A 21,679-nucleotide genomic window follows, 5' to 3' on the forward strand; every position below is an offset into this window, starting at 1 on the left:
CGCCGACGACCCTGAGCACACGCCGATGAAACCGGGCCCCCACCCCGCTCCAGCGCCCCATTTATCCCATTGCGCTCAGGTCTACGAATCTAGCGCAGGCTTGGGCCCTGTGTTCGCGATGTGTCATACATGGACAGAATTCACGGCCATGCCGATGGCTGAAAACCGCCCCCTGCCGAGCCACGGTGGTCGCACTCGATCACGGCGATCCCGAAAGTGACCCCTCGATGCACATCGAGGATCGAGGTGCTCGGCAAGTTTCTCGGCATAAGCCGCATAGGGGTACAGAAGGTCGACATCGGGAGGAGCGCGGAGAGCCGACTCAGGCATGGCCGGAAAGTTCACTGGCGCCAACGCCGGATCACCCGTTCTCCCCACTCGCGCCATTGACGTGACCACAGCAGCCACATAACTTCCCCCGTCGAAGCGCTTCGACGTCACCCATCGAATCGATTCGATGGACGCACCGTGACGCCCTCAGAACCATCCGACTCCCCTGGAGGCACGGGATGTTGACGGCACGAAGGCGTGTGATGGCACGACGGGGAACGGCGGGCGCGGCGGCGGTACTCGCCGGATCGCTGCTCCTGGCCTCCTGCGGCGGCTCGGACGGCGGCGGCGCCTCCGACGCCGAGACCCTGCGGCTGTGGCACTACGAGGCACCGAACAGCGCGATGGGCGTGGCCTGGACAGCGGCGATCAAGGAGTTCGAGGCCCAGCACCCGGGCGTGAAGGTGGAGTTCGAGGAGAAAAGCTTCGACCAGATCCAGAAGACCGCCCCGATGGTCCTCAACTCCTCCGACGCACCCGACCTCATGGAGTACAACAAGGGCAACGCGACAGCGGGCCTGCTCTCCGAGCAGGGGCTCCTCACCGACCTGTCCGCCGAGGTGACGAAGCGCGGCTGGGACAAGCTGCTCAGTCCGGGCGTGCGCACCACCAGCCGCTACGACGCGAACGGCGTGATGGGCTCAGGCAAGTGGTACGGGGTGCCCAACTACGCCGAGTACACGATGGTCTACTTCAACAAGGACCTGTTCGCGAAGTACCGGCTCGCCGAGCCGAAGACGTTCGACGACCTGGTCGCGGCGATGGACACCTTCGCCGAGAACGAGATCACCCCGCTCGCCAACTCCGGCGCCGAGTACGTCGCCCAGCAGTACGTCTACCAGCTGGCCCTGTCCAGGGCGGACCGCTCCTGGGTCGACTCCTACGAGCTGTACCGGGGGAAGACCGACTTCCACGACGCTGCCTGGACGTACGCGGCCGACACCTTCGCCGACTGGGTGGAGAAGGGCTACATCGGCAAGGGTTCCACCAGTGCCAAGGCCGAGGACGCCGGCGTCTCCTTCCTGCAGGGCAAGGCGCCGATCCTGTTCTCCGGCAGCTGGTGGTACGGCCGCTTCCAGGACGAGGCGACGTTCGACTGGGGCAGCGGCCTGTGGCCCGGCTCGAACCTCTCCCCGGGCTCCGGCGGCAACCTCTGGGTGGTCCCCCAAAGCGCCCACAACAAGGAGCTCGCCTACGACTTCATCGACATCACCCTGTCGAAGAAGATCCAGAACCTGCTCGGCAACAAGGGCGGCGTCCCGGTCGCGGCGGACACGGCCGCCATCACCGACCCGAAGTCCAAGGAGCTCATCGCCCACTTCAACACTCTCTCCGGCCGCGACGGCCTGGCCTTCTACCCGGACTGGCCGGTCCCCGGCTTCTACGACGTCCTCGTCTCCGAGACCCAGAAGCTCATCACCGGCAGCGAGAAGCCGGACGGCTATCTGGACGCGTTGCAAAAGGCCTACGACAAGGGCGTACCGAAGACATGACGGTGACCGCCGCACGCGGCGGGCGGGTGACCGGCAAGCAGGACGGGGCCGTTCATCCGCGCCGCTCCCGCGACTCCTACGCCCTGTTCCTGCTTCCGGGCGTCCTCGCCTTCCTCGCCGTCGTCGTCGTCCCGTTCCTGATGAACACCGGGGTGAGCCTGACCGACTGGCAGGGGGTCGGCAGCCCCGAGTTCTCCGGGCTCGCCAACTACCGCCGGCTGATGGACGACGCGGAGTTCTGGGAGAGCTTCCGGCACAGCCTCTTCATGGTCGTCGCGATGGCGGCGCTCCCCACGGCCGTCGGACTGGTCCTGGCCGCCGCCCTCTTCGACCACGTCGGCAAGCACTTCGGCGACCGGACCGCGACCGTCCTGCGCGCCTGCTTCTACCTTCCGCAGGTGCTGCCCGTCGCGGTCGCCGGCATCGTCTGGAGCTGGATCCTCGCCCCCGACGACGGCTCGCTGAACGAACTCCTCCAGGCCGTGGGTCTCGGCTCCTGGCGGCAGGACTGGCTCGGCGATCCCGACCTCGCGCTCTACAGCGTCATGGGCGTGATGGTGTGGGTGCAGCTCGGCTTCCCGCTGGTCGTCTTCATGGCGGGGCTGGAACGCGTCGACCCGCAGCTGTACGAGGCCGCCGAGCTGGACGGCGCCGGCTGGTGGCGACGCTTCCTGCACGTCACGCTGCCGCAGATCCGCCCGGAGATCTACGTCGTGCTGACCTGGTGCACGATCGCCGCGCTGAAGGTGTTCGGCGCGGTGTACGTCCTGACGAAGGGCGGCCCCGGCGGCGCGACGAACGTCCCCTCGTACTTCTCCTTCACCACGTTCTTCGAGAAGACGCAGGTCGGCTACGGCGCCGCGATCTCCACCGTGCTCACCGTGATCATCCTCGCCCTCTCCCTGGTCGGCCTGCGGCTCCAGACCCGGGCGGAGGACGCGGAGGAAGGACACCGGACATGAAGGCCGTACGAGCCCTGCGCCGCTACCCGGTCCTGCTGGCCCTCTGCCTGGCCGCCCTCTTCATGATCGTCCCGTTTCTCATCGTCGCCGTGAACGCGGTCAAGTCCCCGGCGGAGTACTCGCGCAGCGGTCCGCTGAGCCTGCCCGACGGTCTGTACCTGGACGGTCTGAAGGATTTCTGGGAGCGCGTCGACTACAGCCGGAAGCTGCTGAACTCCGTCCTGATCAGCGGCTCGGTGGCGGTGGGGGCGGTGGTCCTGTCGGTGCTGAACGCGTACGCGATCGGCATCGGCCGGATCAGGGGCCGCACCTGGGTCCTGGCCTTCTTCGTGCTGGCCAACATGCTTCCCCAGGAGTCGCTGGTCTACCCGGTCTACTACCTGAGCAAGCAGGCCGGCCTGTACGACACCCGGCTCAGCGTGATCATCGTCTTCACGGTGATCCAGGCGGCCTTCGGCACCTATCTGCTCTCCTCCGTGCTCAGCCGGTTCCCGCGCGAGATCATCGAGGCGGCGCGGATCGACGGCGCCGGCCCGTGGCAGGTGCTGTGGCGGATCGTCGTCCCGGTCAGCCGCCCCACCCTCGGTGTGCTGCTGGTCTTCTTCTTCATCTGGACCTGGAACGAGTTCCTGCTCCCGCTGGTCATGCTGATCTCCAACGACAACCAGACCGTGTCGGTGGCCCTCGGCGTCCTCCAGGGGCAGCGCCTGATGGACGCCACGATGACCAACGCGGCCGCCCTCCTGGGCGTGCTCCCGGCCCTCGTCTTCTTCCTCGTCTTCCAGCGGACCCTCACCCGTGGCATCGCCGTGGGTGCCGTGAAGTAGTGAGGACCGAGCAGTTAGGACCCCCCCCCTCCATGAAGTTCACCGACGGTTACTGGCTGCTGCGCGAGGGCATCACGGCCGCCCACCCGGCCGAGGTCCTCGACGTCGTCGAGTCGGACGGCGCCCTGGAGATCCACGCACCGACCCGCCCCATCCGCAGCCGCGGCGACCTGATGACGGGACCGGTCATGACGATCACCGTCCACACGCCGATGCCCGACGTCGTCGGCCTCACCCTCACCCACTTCACGGGCGAACGGCCCCGCGAGCCGTCCTTCGGCCTCACCGAGGCGGGGCCCGCCCCGCAGCTCTCGCACGACGACGCGTACGCGACCCTGACCTCCGGCGCGCTCTGCGTGAAGGTCGCCCGCACCGGCCCCTGGCGCGTCGAGTTCCTCGCCCACGGCCGGACGCTCACCTCCAGCGGCCCCAAGGGCATGGGGATCCTGCGGGACGCGGCCACCGGCGGCCACTACCTGCGGGAACAGCTCGACCTGGGCGTGGGGACCGCCGTCTACGGCCTCGGCGAACGCTTCGGACCGCTGGTCAGGAACGGCCAGGTCGTCGACGTCTGGAACGCCGACGGCGGCACGGCGACCGAGCAGGCCTACAAGAACGTGCCCTTCTACCTCACGGACGCCGGCTACGGCGTCTTCGTCGACCACCCGGGCAAGGTCTCCTTCGAGGTCGGCTCGGAGGCGGTGTCGAGGGTCCAGTTCAGCGCCGAGACCCAGGAGCTGACGTACTACGTCATCCACGGCCCCACCCCGAAGGACATCCTCCGCAAGTACACCGCCCTCACCGGCCGCCCCGCCCTCCCGCCCGCCTGGTCGTTCGGCCTGTGGCTGTCGACGTCGTTCACCACCTCCTACGACGAGGAGACGGTGACCTCCTTCATCGAGGGCATGCGCGAGCGCGAACTCCCTTTGTCCGTCTTCCACTTCGACTGCTTCTGGATGCGGGAGTTCCACTGGTGCGACTTCCGCTGGGACCCACGGGTCTTCCCCGATCCGGAGGGCATGCTGACCCGGCTGAAGGCCAAGGGCCTGCACGTCAGCGTGTGGATCAACCCGTACATCGCGCAGCGCTCACCGCTCTTCGCGGAGGGCCGGGCGCTCGGCCATCTGCTGAGGCGGCCGGACGGGAGCGTCTGGCAGTGGGACCTGTGGCAGCCCGGCATGGCCCTCGTCGACTTCACCAGCCCCGCCGCCCGGGACTGGTACGCGGCGAAGCTGGAGGCGCTGCTCGCCCAGGGCGTCGACTGCTTCAAGACCGACTTCGGCGAGCGGGTCCCCCTCGACGTGGCCTGGTCCGACGGCTCGGACCCGGAGCGCATGCACAACTACTACACGTACCTCTACAACCGCACCGTCTTCGACGTGCTGCGCAAGCACCGGGGCGAGGGGGAGGCGGTCGTCTTCGCGCGGTCGGCGACCACCGGCAACCAGCAGTTCCCGGTGCACTGGGGCGGCGACTGCGAGGCGACGTACGAGTCGATGGCGGAGTCGCTGCGCGGCGGGCTGTCCCTCGGCCTGTCCGGGTTCGGCTTCTGGAGCCACGACATCGGCGGCTTCGAGGGAACACCGACACCGGCGCTGTTCAAGCGCTGGCTGGCCTTCGGCCTGCTGTCCTCGCACAGCAGGCTGCACGGCAGCTCCTCGTACCGGGTGCCCTGGCTGTTCGACGAGGAGTCGGTGGACGTGGCCCGGCACTTCACCCGGCTGAAGCTGCGGCTCATGCCCTACCTGTACGAGGCCGCCCGCGTCGCCCACGAGCAGGGCACCCCGGTGATGCGGGCGATGGTGCTGGAGTTCCCGGCGGATCCCGGCTGCGCGCACCTGGAACGGCAGTACATGCTCGGGCCCGACCTGCTGGTGGCGCCCGTGTTCAGTGACGCGGGCGACGTGACGTACTACGTCCCCGAGGGCACCTGGACCCACTACCTCACCGGGCGGACGGTGACCGGGCCGCGCTGGGTGCGCGAACACCACGGGTTCCTCAGCGTGCCGTTGCTGGTGCGGCCGGGCGCGGTGCTCCCGGTCGGCGCCCACGCGGACCGGCCGGACTACCCGCACGCCGACGGGGTCACCCTGCGCACGTACGGCCTGCAGCGCGGCGCCCAGGTGACGGTCCGGGTCGGGGACGTGACCTTCACCGTCGTACGGGAGGGAGACACCCTGCGGGCGTCCGCGAGCGACCCCTCGGCGCCGTGGGCGCTGGCGGCCGGGGACCGGGCCGCACGGGCGGCGCCGGGCACCGGGTTCCTGACCCTGGAGACCCCGGACGACGGGGGGCCCGTCTGATGGCGAAGATCACCGATGTGGCACGGCACGCCGGGGTCTCCCCCAGCACCGTGTCGTACGCGCTGAGCGGCAAACGCCCGATCTCGGAGGAGACCCGGCGGCGCGTCGAGGAGGCCGCCCGCGCGCTGGGCTACCGCCCGCACGCCGGCGCCCGGGCGCTGGCCAGCAGCCGCTCGAACGTGCTGGCGCTCGTGGTGCCGCTGCGGGCGGGCATCCATGTCCCGGTCGTCATGCAGTTCGCGGTGTCGGTGGTGACGGCTGCCCGCCGCCACGACCACGACGTGCTGCTGCTGACCCAGGAGGAGGGCGAGGAGGGGCTGCGCAGGGTCGCGGACACGGCCCTGGTCGACGCGCTGATCCTGATGGACGTCCAACTCCACGACCCGAGGCTGCCGTTGCTGCGCTCCTTGGACCGGCCGTCCGTGATGATCGGCTTCCCGCTCGAGGCCGACGGGCTGACGTGCATCGACCTCGACTTCCGGGCGGCGGGCGAGCGGTGCGTCGAGCATCTGGCGCAGCTGGGGCACCGCGTGGTCGGACTGGTCGGGTCGCCGCCGGAGGTGTACGTGCGCGGGACGGCGTTCGCGCAGCGCGTGGTCCAGGGGTTCACCGCGGCCGCCGACCGGGCGGGACTCGCCTCCGCCGTCCACCCCTGCGAGGCGACCCCGGCCGCGGCCCGCCGGGTGGCGGAGCAGCTCCTGCGCGAGCAACCCGCGCTGACCGGAGTGGTCGTCCACAACGAGGCGGTCCTGGAGCCCCTCGTCGACGCGTTCGAGCAGCTGGGGCTGCGGGTCCCCGGCGACCTGTCGGTCACGGCGATCTGTCCGGACGAGCTGGCCGCGGGGCTCCGGGTGCCCGTCACCTCCATCGCGCTGCCGTCGGCGGAGGTGGGCGAGCGGGCGGTGGAGCTGCTGATGCGCAAGCTCGCCGGCGAGAGCGTGCCCGAGGCGACCCTGCTGCCGCCGGCGATGACCCGGCGGGCGAGCACGGCGCCGCGGACGGTCAGTCCGCGCTGACCGGGTTGCCGAGACGGGTCCCCAGGAGCGCGCAGGACACGCCCTGCACGCCTTCGTAGGCCACGGTCCGCCCGGGGGCGAGCTCCCGGGCGAGGCGTTCGGCCAGGGTCTCGCCCTCCTCGTGCAGACGCAGGAAGGCGGCGTCCCAGCGGATGTCGTCCCGGTCGGCCAGCCAGGTGTTCATGGCCGCGTCGATGCCACCGGCCCAGGCGGACAGATCGGCGACGAGGGCGTCGGACAGACCGAGGCCGGCCCCGGGATCGTCCGGGGCGAAATCGTCGTAGAGACCCCTGCGGAGCGGTCGCGCGTGATATTCGCCAAGGAGCGTGATGTGCAGCGGGTCGTCCACCGGGCCTCCGTCTCTGACACGACGTACTACTGATACGACGCGCTACTGACACTGATACGACGCACTACGACAAGAACCCCGCCGCTCGGAAGCGACGGGGTTCTTGTTCACATGGGATGAGTGGAGATGGCGGGAATCGAACCCGCGTCCAACGGTGCAGAATCAGGGCTTCTCCGTGTGCAGTTCGCTGTGATTTTCTCGGCCCCGGCGATCACGCGAACAAGTCGCCGACGGGCCCAGTCACTGTTTGATTTCCCTCTTCACCCCGTGACCGGGATCAAGGTTTAGTCCCCTAGATTATGCCAGGATCCGGATCGGGAACACTTCCGGGCTGACACCCATTATGGGTCCTACACTCACTGCTTATTAGGCAGCGAGGGCGTAGGACTGGGAATCGCTCTTGATATTGGCGATTATTTTTTGCGACATATGGTTTACGAGATCATTGCCGCTTCCTCGACACGCTTCCCCTGCTTCGACAGCCGCTGTCGAAACCGATCATCCCCATGTTGATTTTTCAATCCCTCCGAAGAGGGCCCCTCCGGAGAGGGCTCGTGCCTGCTGTGAGGCACAGGTGCCATCGTACGTGACCAACGCACGACGATGCCACTGTATTCCCGGCGACCCGTGTGCCGCGACCGCGTGGGGGCGACCGCGTCCGCGGCGGCTACGCGTGCCGCTGCTTCCGCTTGACCGCCGCGATCGCCCGGTCCGTCTCCCGGCGGTCCTGCTGCTCGCGCAGGGTCTGCCGCTTGTCGTACTCCTTCTTGCCGCGCGCCAGCGCGATCTCGGCCTTCGCCCTGCCGTCCTTGAAGTAGATGGCGAGGGGCACGATCGTGTGACCCGTCTCCTCGGACTTCACCGACAGCTTGTCGATCTCCTCGCGGTGCAGCAGCAGCTTGCGCTTGCGGCGCGCGGAGTGGTTGGTCCAGCTGCCCTGGAAGTACTCGGGGATGTGCGCGGCGTGCAGCCACGCCTCGTTCCCCTCGATCTGGACGAAGCCGTCGGTCAGCGAGGCCCGGCCCTCGCGCAGCGACTTCACCTCGGTGCCGGTGAGGACGAGACCCGCCTCGTAGACGTCGATGATCGCGTAGTCGTGCCGGGCCTTCTTGTTCTGCGCGACGATCTTGCGCTTGCCGTCCTTGACCTTGCCGGACGGGGCCACCCCGCCCTGCTTCGGCTGGGACTCCTTCGGTACGTACATTCCCTTGCTCATAGTCCGGCCATTTTCGCACCCCGAGGCCCACCTAGGGAAAGCCGATTACCCAGCGGTCGCTCAGGACACGTCCCCGAGGCCGCTGAGCACGGTCTCGGCCCGCTCCAGCGCCCCGTCGTCCGCCTCCAGGTCGGGGGTGATGCCCCGGCCGTCGACACCGTGGCCGGAGGGGGTGCGGTAGTGCCCGACGGTCAGCTCGGCGACCGAGCCGTCGGGCAGCCGGCTCGGCATCTGCACCGAGCCCTTGCCGAAGGTGCGGGAGCCCACGACGACCGCGCGGCCCCGGTCCTGAAGAGCGCCGGTGAGCAGCTCGGCGGCGCTCATCGTGCCGCCGTCGACGAGCGCGACCAGAGGACTGGTGGTGTCGCCGCCGCCCTCGGCGTGCAGGGCGCGCTGGTCGCCGTCGACGTCGTAGGTGGCGACGAGACCGCCGTCGAGGAAGGCGGAGGCGGTGGAGACGGCCTCGGTGACCAGGCCGCCGGAGTTGCCGCGCAGATCGAGGACGATCCCGGCACCGGCCGGGGCCTTGCGGACGGCGCTGCGCACGCTGTCACCGACCCCCTTGGTGAACGCGGCGACGGTGATGACGGTGGTGCGGTCGGAGAGCCGGTGGACGGTGACGGAGTCCGTGGACAGGAGCGCCCTGCGCAGGGTCTCGGTCCACGCGCGCGTGCCGCGCTCCAGGCCGAGACGGACGGCGCTGCCCGCGGTCGCGCCCGTGGCGTCACCGCGCAGTAAGGAGACGACGTCGGTCACCGGGAGGCCTTCCACGGACCGTCCGTCGACGCTGCGCAGCCGGTCGCCGGCGCGGACCCCGGCGGCGCCCGCGGGCGATCCCGGCTGCACCTTGGTCACCTCGATCCGGCCGTCCCGGTCGCCTCGCGCCTCCAGGCCGACCCCGGTGTACCGGCCGTCGAGGGACGCCTCGAACTCCTCGTACTCGCCCTCGGAGTAGACGGCCGCCCAGCGGTCCCCGCTGCGGCTGACGGCGCGCTCGGCGGCCTCCATCGGGGACTTGCCGTCCGCGGCGGCCTCCTCGGCGGCCCGCGTCACGTCCCCGGAGCGGCCGACGGGGGCCGGGGAGGGGGCGCCGCCCGAGGCGCGCCGCCCGCCCTGCGCGGGGTCACCCGGCAGGGATCCGGTGGCGGCACCGGCGACGAGCACGCTCGCGAACAGCAAGGTCAGGGCGGCCCCGCGGCCGAAACGGCGGGGCTGACAGAACAGGTCACGGCCTGACATGGCGGTGAGTCTAGGGGAACGCGAGGGGCCGCACGGTCGGTTGACCGTACGGCCCGCAGGGCGTGCGTCACACCTTCAGGTACTTGCGCAGCGCGAAGAACGCGGCCAACGCGGGCATCAGCAGGCTCGTGGCGAGGATGAGCGGAAGCTTCGTCAGCACGGCGTCCCAGCCGATGAAGTTGATCAGATTCAGCTTCTCGGACAGGGCCAGGCCGTTGTCGATGATGAAGTACCGGGCGATCACCAGGAATCCGCAGGCGACCGTGCCGCCGATCAGCCCGGCGACCGCGGCCTCGGCGATGAACGGCGCCTGGATGTAGAACCCGGAGGCGCCGACCAGTCGCATGATCCCCGTCTCACGCCGCCGGCTGAAGGCCGAGACGCGCACGGTGTTGACGATCAGCATCAGCGCCACGACGAGCATCAGCGCCATGACCGCCCGCGCCGCCCAGTTCATGCCGTTGAGGAGCCCGAACAGGTTGTCCAGGATGCCCTTCTGGTCCTGCACGGACTGCACGCCGTCCCGCCCGTCGAAGGCGGTCGCGATGACCTGGTACTTCTCCGGGTCCTTCAGCTTGATGCGGTACGACTCCTGCATCTGGTCCGGCGTGAGGGAGCTGGCGAGCGGGGAGTCGCCGAACTGCTCCTTGTAGTGCTTGTACGCGTCGTCCTGCGACTCGTACGTCACCTTCTCGACGACCCCCATCTTGTCGAGGTCGGTCTTGATCTGCTTCTTCTGGTCCGCGGTGACCGCGCCCTTGGCGCAGTTCGGGTCGGACTCGGCGTCGCTCTTGTTGCAGAGGAACACCGAGACGTTGACCTTGTCGTACCAGTAGCCCTTCATGGTGCTGACCTGGTCGCTCATCAGGAGCGACCCGCCGAAGAGCGCCAGGGACAGGGCGACGGAGACGACGACCGCGAAGGTCATCGTCAGGTTGCGGCGGAGACCGACGCCGATCTCCGACAGTACGAACTGGGCGCGCATGGCGAGTTGTTCAGGCCTTTCCGGGGACGTCCGCGAGGGCGGGGGCGATGGCGGTGGCGGTCAGTGCTGGTAGCCGTAGACGCCGCGCGCCTGGTCGCGGACGAGGCGGCCCTGCTCCAGCTCGATGACGCGCTTGCGCATCTGGTCCACGATGTTCTGGTCGTGCGTGGCCATCAGCACGGTCGTGCCCGTCCGGTTGATCCGGTCGAGCAGCTTCATGATGCCGACGGAGGTCTGCGGGTCGAGGTTGCCGGTGGGCTCGTCCGCGATCAGCAGCTTGGGCCGGTTCACGAAGGCGCGCGCGATGGCGACGCGCTGCTGCTCACCGCCGGACAGCTCACCGGGCATCCGGTCCTCCTTGCCGCCGAGCCCGACGAGGTCGAGCACCTGCGGCACGGACTTGCGGATCTCGCCCTTCGACTTGCCGATGACCTCCTGCGCGAAGGCGACGTTCTCCGCCACCGTCTTGTTCGGCAGCAGCCGGAAGTCCTGGAAGACCGTCCCCAGCTGGCGGCGCATCTGCGGCACCTTCCAGTTGGAGAGGCGCGCGAGGTCCTTGCCCAGGACGTGCACCTGACCGTGGCTCGTGCGCTCCTCGCGCAGGACGAGCCGCAGGAAGGTGGACTTGCCGGATCCGGAGGATCCCACGAGGAACACGAACTCGCCCTTCTCCACCTCGAGGGAGACATCCCTGAGTGCGGGGCGGGTCTGCTTGGGGTAGACCTTGGAGACGTTGTCGAATCGGATCACGGATGCACCACGGGTCGCCGGGGGTAGATGAGCGTGACCATACGCGAACCGGGGAGGGCGGCGCAGGCGTCGGGAAGGGTTGAGTGGGGCTTGTGCGTTTTTGTACGGGACTTTGTACGCCCCCCGCTCTTCGAGGGGGCCGCGCGGCCCCCGGAGGAACCTGGCACAGTGGAGGGGGAACGTTCCCGTTCCCCGAAGCGTTGTGTACGTGGAACCGGTGCTAGGAGGGCGAGCGCATGACGTACGACCGGCTGGTGTGCGCTAACTGCGCCGCGCCCGTGAGCGAGGGCCGGTGCCCGGTGTGCCGCGCGAACCGCGAGCGGCTGCAGCAACAGGACAACTTCTTCGCGGGGCTGAACCCGATGGCGCTGATCGCGCTGCTCGCGGTGCTGGTCGCGGCGCTCGCGCTGCTGGCCCACCAGACCGCGTAACCCCAGGGCACGCACGCAGAGGGGCCCGGAGCTGATCGCTCCGGGCCCCTTCGCGTGTACGTCACGTACGGACGCGACCACCTGGCGTCAGGCAGCGGCTCCGTCACGGCCGGCCGCGAGGCGCGGCAGCACCCGGAAGCCGATGCCGCCGGCGATCATCGTGGCAGCGCCGATGACCAGGAACGTGGTCTCGCCCGCACCGGTCTCGGCGAGCTCCTTGCCACCACCCTGCGCGCTGGTGTCGGCGGCGGCGTTCGAGGTGTCGGTCAGCGCGGAGCTGCCCTCCTCCTGGGTGGAGGTGCCGTCGGTGTCGGTGCCACCGGTGGTGTCCGAACCACCGGTGCTGCTCGACCCGCCGGTGCTGCTGGAACCGCCGGTGGAGTCGTCACCGCCGGTCGTGCTGGAACCACCGGTCGTGCCGGTCGTGCCCGTCGTGCCGGTCGTACCGGTGGTGCCCGTCGTACCGGTCGTACCAGTCGTACCGGTGGTGCCGGTGGTGCCGGTCGTACCGGTGGTGCCGGTCGTACCGGTGGTGCCGGTCGTACCCGTCGTACCGGTCGTACCCGTCGTGCCGGTGGTGCCCGTCGTACCGGTGGTGCCCGTCGTACCGGTCGTACCGGTGGTGCCGGTGGTGCCGGTGGTGCCGGTGGTGCCGGTGGTGCCGGTGGTGCCGGTGGTGCCGGTCGTACCCGTCGTACCCGTCGTACCGGTCGTGCCCGTCGTGCCCGTCGTACCGGTCGTGCCCGTCGTGCCCGTCGTACCGGTCGTGCCGCTCGTGCCCCCCGGGTCGCAGTCGGGCGTGGTCACGATGTCGCACGGGTCGCCGTCCATGGGGACGATCGTGCTCGTGTCGACAAGAGCGTCATCGTCGGCCGAGGCGACGCCCGCGACCGTCAGCGAGGCGCCCGCGGCGATCACGGCGCCGGCGGCTATGCGCGCGAACCGGATCCGCGTCTTCTTGGTCATATAGCTGCTACCCCCAGTAGCTGAATCGTCGATGAGGCCGCGCCCGGGGCCGTGATCGACGGAGGTAGCTGAAACGCAGCTGGAGCCCCCGGTTCACATGCGCCCCAGAGATACGCATGCCACACTGCACCTTCCCCACTTTTCAAAGCATCGTCAAGGTCGTTGCGTACGCAATGTCCAAGTCGGGGCGCTTTGCGCGGTGTTGGTGCTGTGAATGTGACATAAAAAGCAACCGCCCCTGATTCAGGGGCGGTTGCCTTGTCGACAAAGTTACTTCTCTTGCTGCTTGCGCCAGCGAATTCCGGCTTCCAGGAACCCCTCGATCTCACCGTTGAACACGGCCTCGGGGTTACCGACCTCGTAGTCGGTGCGCAGGTCCTTGACCATCTGGTACGGGTGCAGGACGTACGAACGCATCTGGTTGCCCCAGGAGTTGCCGCCGTCGCCCTTGAGGGCGTCCATCGCGGCCTGCTCCTCCTGGCGGCGCCGCTCGAGCAGCTTGGCCTGGAGCACGTTCATCGCGCTCGCCTTGTTCTGGATCTGCGAGCGCTCGTTCTGGCAGGAGACGACGATGCCGGTGGGGAGGTGGGTCAGGCGCACCGCGGAGTCGGTGGTGTTCACGCCCTGGCCGCCGGGCCCGGAGGACCGGTACACGTCCACCCGCAGCTCGGACTCGTCGATCTCGATGTGGTCGGTCTGCTCGACCACGGGAAGGATCTCGACGCCCGCGAACGAGGTCTGCCGGCGCCCCTGGTTGTCGAAGGGGGAGATCCGCACGAGCCGGTGGGTGCCCTGCTCCACGGAGAGGGTGCCGTACGCGTACGGGACCTGCACGGCGAAGGTGGTCGACTTGATGCCGGCCTCTTCGGCGTACGACGTCTCGTAGATCTCGGTCTTGTAGCCCTTCTGCTCCGCCCACCGCAGGTACATCCGCTGGAGCTTCTCCGCGAAGTCGGCGGCGTCGACGCCACCGGCCTCGGCGCGGATGTTCACGAGCGCCTCTCGGGAGTCGTACTCACCGCTGAGCAGGGTACGGACCTCCATCTCGTCCAGCGCCTTCTTGACGGAGGTGAGCTCCGTCTCGGCCTCGGCGAGGGTGTCCGGGTCGTCCTCCTCCTGGGCCATCTCGAACAGCACGGCGAGATCGTCGATCCGGCTGCGCAGCGCGTCAGCCTTCCTGACCTCGGCCTGGAGGTGGGACAGCTTGCTGGTGATCTTCTGCGCCTCGTCCGGGTTGTCCCACAGGGACGGCGCGGCCGCCTGCTCCTCGAGCACGGCGATGTCTGCCCTCAGCTTGTCGAGGTCCAGAACGGCCTCGATCGACTCCATGGTCGAGGAGAGGGACTTGAGCTCTTCGGATACATCGACGACTGCCACGCCTCCAGCCTAACGGACCCGGCATCCGGACCCGCCCGGCCTCGGGTCGACCTGGGCTCGGCCTCGGGTCCGGCCTCGGCTGCCGAACCCCGGTCGGGACGTCTCGACCCGGCCGGGGCCACTCCGGGGAGTTCGAGGACGAGGCCCCCTTGCAGGGCCGAAGCGCCGAAGCGCGGGTCCGGGGTGGCAGCCCCGGGGTCACGGTGACGTCGGCGCCGAGTTCTTCGTGTCCTGCGGGGTCGCCCCCGCGTCGTCGCCGGAGGTGGCCGCCCATGTACCGATGCCCGCGGCGGCGGCCAGCGCCACCGCGGCGACGCCGAGCGTGATCCGGCGCCGTCGGGTGGCGGAACGGTTCCGGGCCGATCCGGGGCGCGGGGCGCCGGCCGCCCTCGGGACCCGTGCCGTGCCGTGCGCCCCGCCCGCCAGCTCGTCCGGCGCGGGCACCCGCATCGACGTGTGGGTGTCCCGGTTGGAGTCCGGCTTCGCGCCGGGTACCAGGGGGACCGACCCGCGCCGCACCCGCCCGGAGGGGGCCGCGGCCGAGGAGGCGGAGGGCGCGGCCTCGGCCGGCTCGCCGTCCTCCTCCTGCTCGGTGTCCGGCTCGTCGACGTCCAGCGGCGGCATCCCGGCCAGCGTCGGCAGCTGCTCCCGCAGCCGGGCCGCCAGCTCGGACGCCCGCAGCCGGGACGCGGGCGCCTTCGCCAGACACTGCACGAGAAGCTGCCACAGCTCGTCCGTGATGCCGGGGAGCGGGGCGACGGACTCCGTGACGTGCCGGCGCAGCACCGCGCCGGGATGTCCGCCGCCGAACGGCGTGAAGCCCGCGAGGAGCTCGTACAGGACGGTCGCGAGGGCGTAGATGTCCACCGACGCACGCGGGGGCAGGCCCTCCACGATCTCCGGGGCCAGGTAGTCCGGAGTGCCGATGATCTTGGTGGCGCGGGTCCGTTTGGGGGTGTCGATCAGCTTCGCGACGCCGAAGTCGGTCAGCAGCGCGCGGTGCGAGCCGCCGGGGCCGAGCGGGCCCTGCATGTCGAGCAGGATGTTCTCGGGCTTCACGTCCCGGTGCACGATGCCGGCCGCGTGCGCGGCGGCCAGTCCCTCGGCGATGTCCGCGACGATCGCCACGGCGGCCTCGGGCGCGAGCCGCCGGTCGCGTTCGAGGCGGGTGCGCAGGTCCGTGCCGCGGACGAGGTCCATGACCAGGGCCAGGTCGTTGCCGTCGACCACCAGGTCCCGTACGGACACCACGTGCGGGTGCTCGAGGCCGAGCAGTGCCGTGCGCTCCTGCACGAAGCGGCCCACGAGCTCCTCGTCGGAGGCGAGGTCCTCGCGCAGCAGCTTGACGGCGACGGGGCCGTCCGGTCCCTCGCCCAGCCACACCGTGCCGGCGCTGCCCCGTCCCAGGATCTGGTGGGCGGTGTACCGGCTGCCGATCTTCCGTGCCAAGGCTGCTCCTACAGACGCGTGTTGCCCATCAAAGTACGCGTCCGAGGAGCCAACCTTCACCGCGGAGACGGAAATCACCCGCCAGATGTCGACAAGTACACAAACTCGCGGTCAGGACCGGAGCCGGTGCCTCAGTTGTCGGCGCCGGTGCCGCCCGAGCCGGTGCCGCCCGAGTTCCCGGCCAGGTCGCCGATCCAGCCGGTGACCTTGTCGAACCAGCCGCTGATCAGCTGCCAGTAGCTCTGGCCGGTACCGATCCACTCCTGGAGCGGGCTCAGCTCCCAGATCAGCCACCCGGCCACGAACAGGATGACGATCGTGAACAGGCAGCCCTTCAGGCACCCCAGCCCGGGGATCTTCATCGGGTTGGCGCTGCGCTGTCTCGGCTCCCGCGGCTGCCGGGGTTCCGGCTCCGGCCGCTGCCTCGGCTGCTGCTGGGGCGGCGGCGCGTACCGCTGGGGCTGCTGTTGCGGCTGCTGGTGCTGCGGCGCGTACTGCTGCTGCGGCTGCGCCGGGTACCCGTAGCCGGGCTGCTGCGGACGCTGCTGCTGCGGACGCTGCTGAGGCCGCTGTTGCTGCTGGTTCTGCTGCGGGTACGGCTGCTGCGGCTGCTGCGGCTGACGGGAGACCTGCCGCTGGGGGCGGCGGCGCAGCGGGTCCTCGCCGGGGTCGAGGTACTGCTGCACCTGCGTCGGCTCGTTGCGGTCGCGGGCGGCCCGCATCTGGCTCTGCCAGGGATGCGGCTGTTCGGGCGACTGACCCTGACCCTGCTGGCCGGGATGGTGCGGCGGCACCGGCGGCAGGACGGCGGTCGGGTCCGCGGCGCCCGACGCGCCACCGGTGTGCGGGAGCACGGCGGTGGGGTCGGCGGCGCCGGCGGGACCGGCCGTGTGCGGCAGGACGCTGGTCGCGGCGTTCGGGTCGTAGGCGCCGCCCGGCACGGTCGCGGGCGCCGGGTCGGGCGCGAGCAGATGACCGACGCCGTCGGCGGCGGCGATCTGCATCGAGTTCGCGTGCACCCCGATGCCCTCGGCGACGATCCGCAGCCCGCGCGCGAGGTTCTCGGCGCTCGGCCGGTCGTCGGGGTTCTTGCGCAGGCAGCGCTCGATGACCGTCCAGAGCGGGTCGGGGACCGTGGACGGGCGGCGGGGCTCGGCGTTCAGGTGCTGGTGGAGGACTTCGAGGGCGGAGCCGCCGGAGAACGGCGGACGCCCGGTGACCAGCTCGTACAGCAGGATGCCGGCGCCGTAGATGTCCACGGCGGAGGTCTGCGGGCGGCCCTCGGCGGACTCCGGCGCGACGTACGCGGGCGTGCCGACGAACTCGCTGGTCCGGGTCAGGCCCGGGGAGTCGGCGAGGCGCGCGATGCCGAAGTCGGTGAGCAGCGGGTGCATCTGGCCGCCGTCCTGCCTCAGCAGGACGTTGGCCGGCTTCAGGTCGCGGTGCACGACGCCGTCGGCGTGACTGGCGGCGAGCGCGTCGGCGACCTGGGCGGTGAGCAGGGCGGCGGCGACGGGCGTGAAAGGGGCCGTTCTCACGCAGGTAGCGGTGCAGGTCCGGGCCTTCGACGAGGTCCATGACCAGGGCCAGCAGATCGCCCTCGACGACCAGGTCGCGGACCCGGACGATGTTCGGGTGGGTCAGGCGCAGCAGCACGGACCGCTCGCGCAGGAAGCGCATCACGACGTCGGGGTCGTTAGCGAGCTCCTCCTTGAGGACCTTGATCGCGACGGTCTCGCCGGGCTGGCCGGCCACGGCCGCCTCGGCGCCCGCGGTCTCGCGCTGGCGGGCTCGCCAGACGGTGCCCGTGGCGCCGCGTCCGAGCGGCTCCTCGAGCAGGTACTTGCTGCCGACTGGCCGCACGTCACGCGCTCCCTGCTGCTTGCTTGACTGTCCTGTCCGTGTTCCGACCCACTGTAGTGCCGCAGTGCGGACACGGGGCTGTCGTCTTTATCCGAAGGAAAGACGCCCGGCCCGGTCTTCCTGGTTGCCGCAGCCGGACGTGACCGATCTCAACTGATCGCCGGTGACGCACTTGTCAGGCACTTTTGCGGGCAGAGCCGACCAATCAAGATCACTTGTCCTCGGGTGTGGGGCGCGTTGTCAGTGACAGGTGCGAGGATGCCTTCAGTACTGGCCGCTGTGCTCGTGTGGGGTGGGGGGAAGTCCGCGCCCGTGCAGAAGGGACCGCTGACGGCGATGCAGATCCGGCTGACCGTCGTAGACCCGACGGGCCCGCCCCTTCCCGCGCCGGGCTCCGCTCGCGCGGGAGGACCTCAGGCGCGGGCCCGCACCACGAGCTGCGACGTGCTCGTCACGGCGCCCGCCGGCACGGCTCTGGCCGCAGTGGCGTCCGCGCTGGCCGCCGCGGTCTCCGGGGAGGGCGCCCCGTCGTCCTCCTCCGCGGCCGCGGTCGTGCTGTACGCGGGCGTGGAGCGGCTCGACACCCAGCGCTGCACGCTCGGCGAGCCGCCGCTGATCGACGGCGCCGTGCTGTCCCTGGGCGCCCCGGCCGACCCCGAGCCGCATCCCGAGGTCGACGACGCCCCGGCCCGGCTGCACGTGGTGGCCGGGCCCGACGCGGGCGGCGTCCATCTGCTGCACGGCGGCCAGGTCCGGGTGGGCCGCTCCGCCGACGCCGACGTACCCCTCGACGACCCGGACGTCTCCCGTCTGCACTGCGCGGTGACGCTCTCCCCCGAGGGCCGGGTCACGGTCGCCGACCTCGGCTCCACCAACGGCACCACGCTGGACGGCGCGCCGGTGCAGACCCGTCCCGTCCGCCTGGCCCCCGGCGCCCTGCTGCGGGTCGGCGAGTCGGCCCTGCGCCTGGCCCCGCCAGGCGGCCCGGGTCCCCGGGCGGCGACCACCCCGGACGGCGAGGGACACGTCCGGGTGCCCTGCGCGGGCACGGACCAGGCGGCGGGCGGCGGCCCGTCCGGCGACCGTCCCGGCCCGCTCGCCGACGCCGCACCCGCGCGGGCGGCAGGCGACGGCGCGGGCGGCCGGCAAGGCCCCGCGGACCCGACCGGTCACGCCTACGGCGGGGTGGACTGGAGCGGCTCGTCGCAGGGCCGCGGCGAGCGGATCCGCGGCGCCGGGGAAAACCGCTCGGCGCCTTCGGTGGTGCCCGGACAGGGCACGGCGCCGCGCATCGAGAGCAGGCCCGGCGGCCAGGCACGCACGGCGGACCCCGGGCGCCCGACCCCGCCCGGAGCGGTTCCCTCCGGTGGTGCGCCCGGCGGGGGTGACGACTCCTCGGCCACCCACGCCGGCCGCTCGGACCTCGGCCCCTTCACGGCGCCGTACGACGACGTCCGCGGGCCGCACGGCGCGCCGCAGGACGCGGACACCCGGCGCCGCCCCGCCACCCCTGCCTCCACCGTCCCGCCCGGCGCTCCGTCCGCCTCCCCCGCCGCCTCCCCCTACGACGACTCCGCCGAAGCCGATCCGCGCGTGGCCGCGCGCCGCAAGGGCACTCCGCTGCGCGGCACCGACGTGCCCCCGGGAGTGCGCAAACGCGGAGGCCTCACCGCGTGGGCGCGCCGACTGGCCGGCGGTCGCGGGGACGCGCAGGACACGGACGACGTCCCCGGGCCCTGCGAGGAGGAGGCGGCCGGAGCGCGGTCGTACCCGCCGGCCGCCGCGCCCCCCGCACCCGAGACCTGGCCGGACCCGGCGGCGCTGCTGCTGACGGCGCTGGGCCCGGGCCCCCGGCTGTGGGAGCGCGGCCCGGGGCACCCGGAGGCGCTCACGGTGCGGCTCGGTACCGCCGACCGCCCGGCGCCCGACGGCTCGGGCCTGCTGCCCGCCGTACCGGTGACCACGGGACTGCGCGAGGTCGGCGCGCTCGGGCTGGCCGGGCCGCGCCCGCGACTGTCCGGGCTGGCGCGCGCGGTACTGGCCCAGCTCGCCGCGCTGCACTCCCCCGACACCCTGGAAATCGTCCTGATCAGCACGGACCGCGCGCGGTCCGAGGAGGAGCGGGTCGCCGAGTGGTCCTGGCTGGGCTGGCTGCCGCAGCTGCGCCCGGGGCACGGCCAGGACTGCCGTCTCCTGCTCGCCTACGACCGCGACCAGGCCACAGCCCGCGCCGACGAGCTGCTGCGCCGTCTGGAGGACCACCTGGCCGACAGCGGGGGCGGCCCGAGCGGTACGGCACAGCTTCCGGTACCCGCGCCCCGCGCCGCCGGCCGCCGCCCTTCGTGGGCCGTGCCGGACGAGACGGGCGACGGCGGCTTCCCCGGCCCGTACAGCGTGCTCGTCGTGGACGGCGATCCCGGCGGCGCCGACCTGCGCGAGGCGGTGGCCCGGCTGGCGGTGGCCGGACCGCGGGCCGGCATACACGTCGTCTGCCTGGCCGAGACGCCCGCCGCCTCCCCTTCCTCCCCGGTGACCGCGACCTATGAAGCGGCCTGTGCCGCGGCGCCCACCTTCCGCGCGTGCGGAGCCGTCGCGCTGCTCAGCGGGGACGTGGCGACGGCGCTGCGGCTGCTGCGGGTCGCGCCGGCCGGGGCGGAGACGGAGCGGCCCGGCCCGGTCGGACCCGGCACGGTCGGCGCGGTGGACGCGGTCTCCCTCGCCTGGGCCGAGCGCTTCGCACGGGCCCTCGCGCCGCTGCGCCCGGACGGCCCGGGTGGCGGCGGCGAGCGGCCCACGCGGGTGTCGGCTCCGCTGCCCCAGTCGGCCCGGCTGCTGGACAAGCTCGGGCTCGCCCGGGCCACACCCGCCTCGCTGATGGCCCGCTGGGCGGACGCGGCGGACGACGCCGAGGCGCTCGGCGGACGGGCGTGGGCCGTGCTGGGCGCCGGGCCGCGCGGTCCGGTCGGCGTGGACCTGGTCGCCGAGGGCCCGCACCTGCTGATCGAGGGCCCGACCGGCAGCGGGCGTACGGAACTGCTGCGGGCGATCGTGGCCTCACTGGCCGCCGCCGAGCGGCCGGACCGGCTGGGCGTCATCCTGCTGGACGGCCGCGACACCGTGGGCAAAGGCGGCGGCGGTCACGGCGACGGCCTGCGGATCTGCACGGACGTACCGCATGTCACCACCCACCTCACCGCCAACGACCCGGTCCGCATGCGGGAGTTCGCGCAGTCGCTGAGCGCCGAGCTGAAACGGCGGTCCGAACTGCTGGGCCGTTCCGGCTTCGCGGAGTGGCACACGCAGCGCGCGGTGTCCGGCCGTATCGGCCCGCAACGCACCCCGAACAAGCCGTCCCCGGGAGCCGGGCCCGGCGGCGGCTCCACCGGCGGCGCCGCCGACATCGAGGCCCCGCCCAGCACCACCCTGCGGCTGCGCCCGGGCGCGGCCGCCCGGCAGCGGGCCGAGGCGGCGCCCGCGCTGCCCCGCCTGGTGGTGGTCGTCGACGACCTGGACGCTCTGGTCTCCCCCGCCCTCGGCTCCCCGGGCCGGCCGGCCGCCGGCTCGGTCATGCGCGCGCTGGAGGCGGTGGCCCGCGAGGGCGAGCGGCTCGGCGTGCACCTGGTGGTCGCGGCAGGCCCCGGCGGCCGTACGGCGGAGTCGGAACCGGCCCGGCTGTCCACCGTTCGGATCACTCTGGACCCGCCGGGTTCCGGCACGGACGAACCGGCGCCGGGCCGCGGCCGCCTCAAGGGCGCGGACGGCCGCCTCACCGCCTTCCAGGGCGGCCGCGTCACGGGCCGCATTCCCCGTACGGCGACGCAGCGCCCCACGGTGGCGCCCCTGGAGTGGCAGCGCATGGGCGACCCCCCGGCCCGCCGTCCGGTGCGGGAACTGGGCAACGGCCCGACGGACCTGGCCCTGCTGGCCAGTGCCCTGGAGCGGGCCGCGCGCCAGCTCAGCCCGTCCGGGGGCGCGCCCGCCGGGAGCGTGTGAGACCGAGACCCGCAGAGCCGGAAACGGCCGTAACCCGCCAGAACCGGCAGAAACTGGCTGGTACCGGCTCGAGCGGGTCGCCCACGGGTGACCGGGGGCGGTGGCCCCGGACCTCCCCCGCCCCGCCCGT

General features: G+C 71.7%; 15 protein-coding genes, 1 other RNA gene and 1 pseudogene. 7 read left to right on the plus strand and 10 right to left on the minus strand.

Annotated elements, in window-relative coordinates; translation table 11 throughout:
* Positions 1-509: 509 nt before the first annotated feature.
* The 5 genes from QF030_RS17560 to QF030_RS17580 are packed head-to-tail and all read left to right on the plus strand — an operon-like array spanning position 510 to position 6,931.
* Positions 510-1,823: an ABC transporter substrate-binding protein gene (locus tag QF030_RS17560; RefSeq protein ID WP_307163624.1), complete on the plus strand. Its 1,314-nt coding sequence runs from the start codon at positions 510-512 to the stop codon at positions 1,821-1,823.
* Positions 1,820-2,785, plus strand: coding sequence for a carbohydrate ABC transporter permease (locus tag QF030_RS17565; protein ID WP_307163625.1), 966 nt, complete (start codon positions 1,820-1,822; stop codon positions 2,783-2,785). The genes QF030_RS17560 and QF030_RS17565 overlap by 4 nt, the downstream gene beginning before the upstream one ends.
* A complete protein-coding gene (locus tag QF030_RS17570; RefSeq protein ID WP_307163626.1) occupies positions 2,782-3,612 on the plus strand; it encodes a carbohydrate ABC transporter permease in 831 nt (276 codons plus the stop codon). The genes QF030_RS17565 and QF030_RS17570 overlap by 4 nt, the downstream gene beginning before the upstream one ends.
* Before the next feature lie 32 nt (positions 3,613-3,644).
* On the plus strand, positions 3,645-5,915 hold the full coding sequence (gene yicI, locus QF030_RS17575) for an alpha-xylosidase (RefSeq protein WP_307163627.1): 2,271 nt from the start codon (positions 3,645-3,647) through the stop codon (positions 5,913-5,915).
* Positions 5,915-6,931: a LacI family DNA-binding transcriptional regulator gene (locus QF030_RS17580; protein WP_307163628.1), complete on the plus strand. Its 1,017-nt coding sequence runs from the start codon at positions 5,915-5,917 to the stop codon at positions 6,929-6,931. The genes yicI and QF030_RS17580 overlap by 1 nt, the downstream gene beginning before the upstream one ends.
* Here the strand turns inward: QF030_RS17580 and QF030_RS17585 are convergent.
* The 6 genes from QF030_RS17585 to ftsE all read right to left on the minus strand — a co-directional run bounded on the left by QF030_RS17585 (position 6,918) and on the right by ftsE (position 11,470).
* Positions 6,918-7,280 (minus strand): hypothetical protein, encoded by a 363-nt coding sequence (locus QF030_RS17585; protein ID WP_307163629.1) that lies wholly within the window; start codon positions 7,278-7,280, stop codon positions 6,918-6,920. The genes QF030_RS17580 and QF030_RS17585 overlap by 14 nt on opposite strands.
* 118 nt (positions 7,281-7,398) lie before the next feature.
* Positions 7,399-7,786: a transfer-messenger RNA gene (ssrA, locus tag QF030_RS17590) on the minus strand.
* A gap of 161 nt (positions 7,787-7,947) precedes the next feature.
* Positions 7,948-8,484, minus strand: coding sequence for an SsrA-binding protein SmpB (gene smpB, locus QF030_RS17595; RefSeq protein WP_307167601.1), 537 nt, complete (start codon positions 8,482-8,484; stop codon positions 7,948-7,950).
* A 72-nt stretch (positions 8,485-8,556) separates the two neighbouring features.
* Positions 8,557-9,735 (minus strand): S41 family peptidase, encoded by a 1,179-nt coding sequence (locus tag QF030_RS17600; RefSeq protein ID WP_307163630.1) that lies wholly within the window; start codon positions 9,733-9,735, stop codon positions 8,557-8,559.
* A gap of 67 nt (positions 9,736-9,802) precedes the next feature.
* Positions 9,803-10,720: a permease-like cell division protein FtsX gene (ftsX, locus tag QF030_RS17605; RefSeq protein ID WP_307163631.1), complete on the minus strand. Its 918-nt coding sequence runs from the start codon at positions 10,718-10,720 to the stop codon at positions 9,803-9,805.
* Positions 10,721-10,780: 60 nt separating this feature from the next.
* Positions 10,781-11,470, minus strand: coding sequence for a cell division ATP-binding protein FtsE (ftsE, locus tag QF030_RS17610; RefSeq protein WP_020132390.1), 690 nt, complete (start codon positions 11,468-11,470; stop codon positions 10,781-10,783).
* A 236-nt stretch (positions 11,471-11,706) separates the two neighbouring features.
* Here ftsE and QF030_RS17615 point away from each other — a divergent pair, with 236 nt between their 5' ends.
* Entirely contained in the window at positions 11,707-11,901 is a 195-nt protein-coding gene (locus tag QF030_RS17615) for a hypothetical protein (RefSeq protein WP_020132389.1), read from the plus strand.
* Positions 11,902-11,988: 87 nt separating this feature from the next.
* On the opposite strand, the gene QF030_RS17620 is transcribed toward QF030_RS17615, so the two are convergent.
* The 4 genes and pseudogenes from QF030_RS17620 to QF030_RS17635 all read right to left on the minus strand — a co-directional run bounded on the left by QF030_RS17620 (position 11,989) and on the right by QF030_RS17635 (position 17,556).
* A complete protein-coding gene (locus tag QF030_RS17620) occupies positions 11,989-12,867 on the minus strand; it encodes a hypothetical protein (protein WP_307163632.1) in 879 nt (292 codons plus the stop codon).
* A gap of 270 nt (positions 12,868-13,137) precedes the next feature.
* Positions 13,138-14,244 carry a peptide chain release factor 2 gene (gene prfB / locus QF030_RS17625; RefSeq protein ID WP_307163633.1) on the minus strand — a complete coding sequence of 369 codons (1,107 nt, stop codon included), beginning with the start codon at positions 14,242-14,244 and terminating at the stop codon, positions 13,138-13,140.
* Between the two features lie 198 nt (positions 14,245-14,442).
* Positions 14,443-15,693 carry a serine/threonine-protein kinase gene (locus tag QF030_RS17630; protein WP_307163634.1) on the minus strand — a complete coding sequence of 417 codons (1,251 nt, stop codon included), beginning with the start codon at positions 15,691-15,693 and terminating at the stop codon, positions 14,443-14,445.
* 131 nt (positions 15,694-15,824) lie between these two features.
* Positions 15,825-17,556: pseudogene (locus QF030_RS17635) on the minus strand (serine/threonine-protein kinase).
* A 336-nt stretch (positions 17,557-17,892) separates the two neighbouring features.
* On the opposite strand from QF030_RS17635, the gene QF030_RS17640 reads away from it, so the two are divergent.
* A complete protein-coding gene (locus QF030_RS17640) occupies positions 17,893-21,549 on the plus strand; it encodes an FHA domain-containing protein (RefSeq protein ID WP_307167602.1) in 3,657 nt (1,218 codons plus the stop codon).
* Positions 21,550-21,679: the final 130 nt, after the last annotated feature.

Source organism: Streptomyces rishiriensis (assembly GCF_030815485.1).
GTDB lineage: Bacteria > Actinomycetota > Actinomycetes > Streptomycetales > Streptomycetaceae > Streptomyces > Streptomyces rishiriensis_A.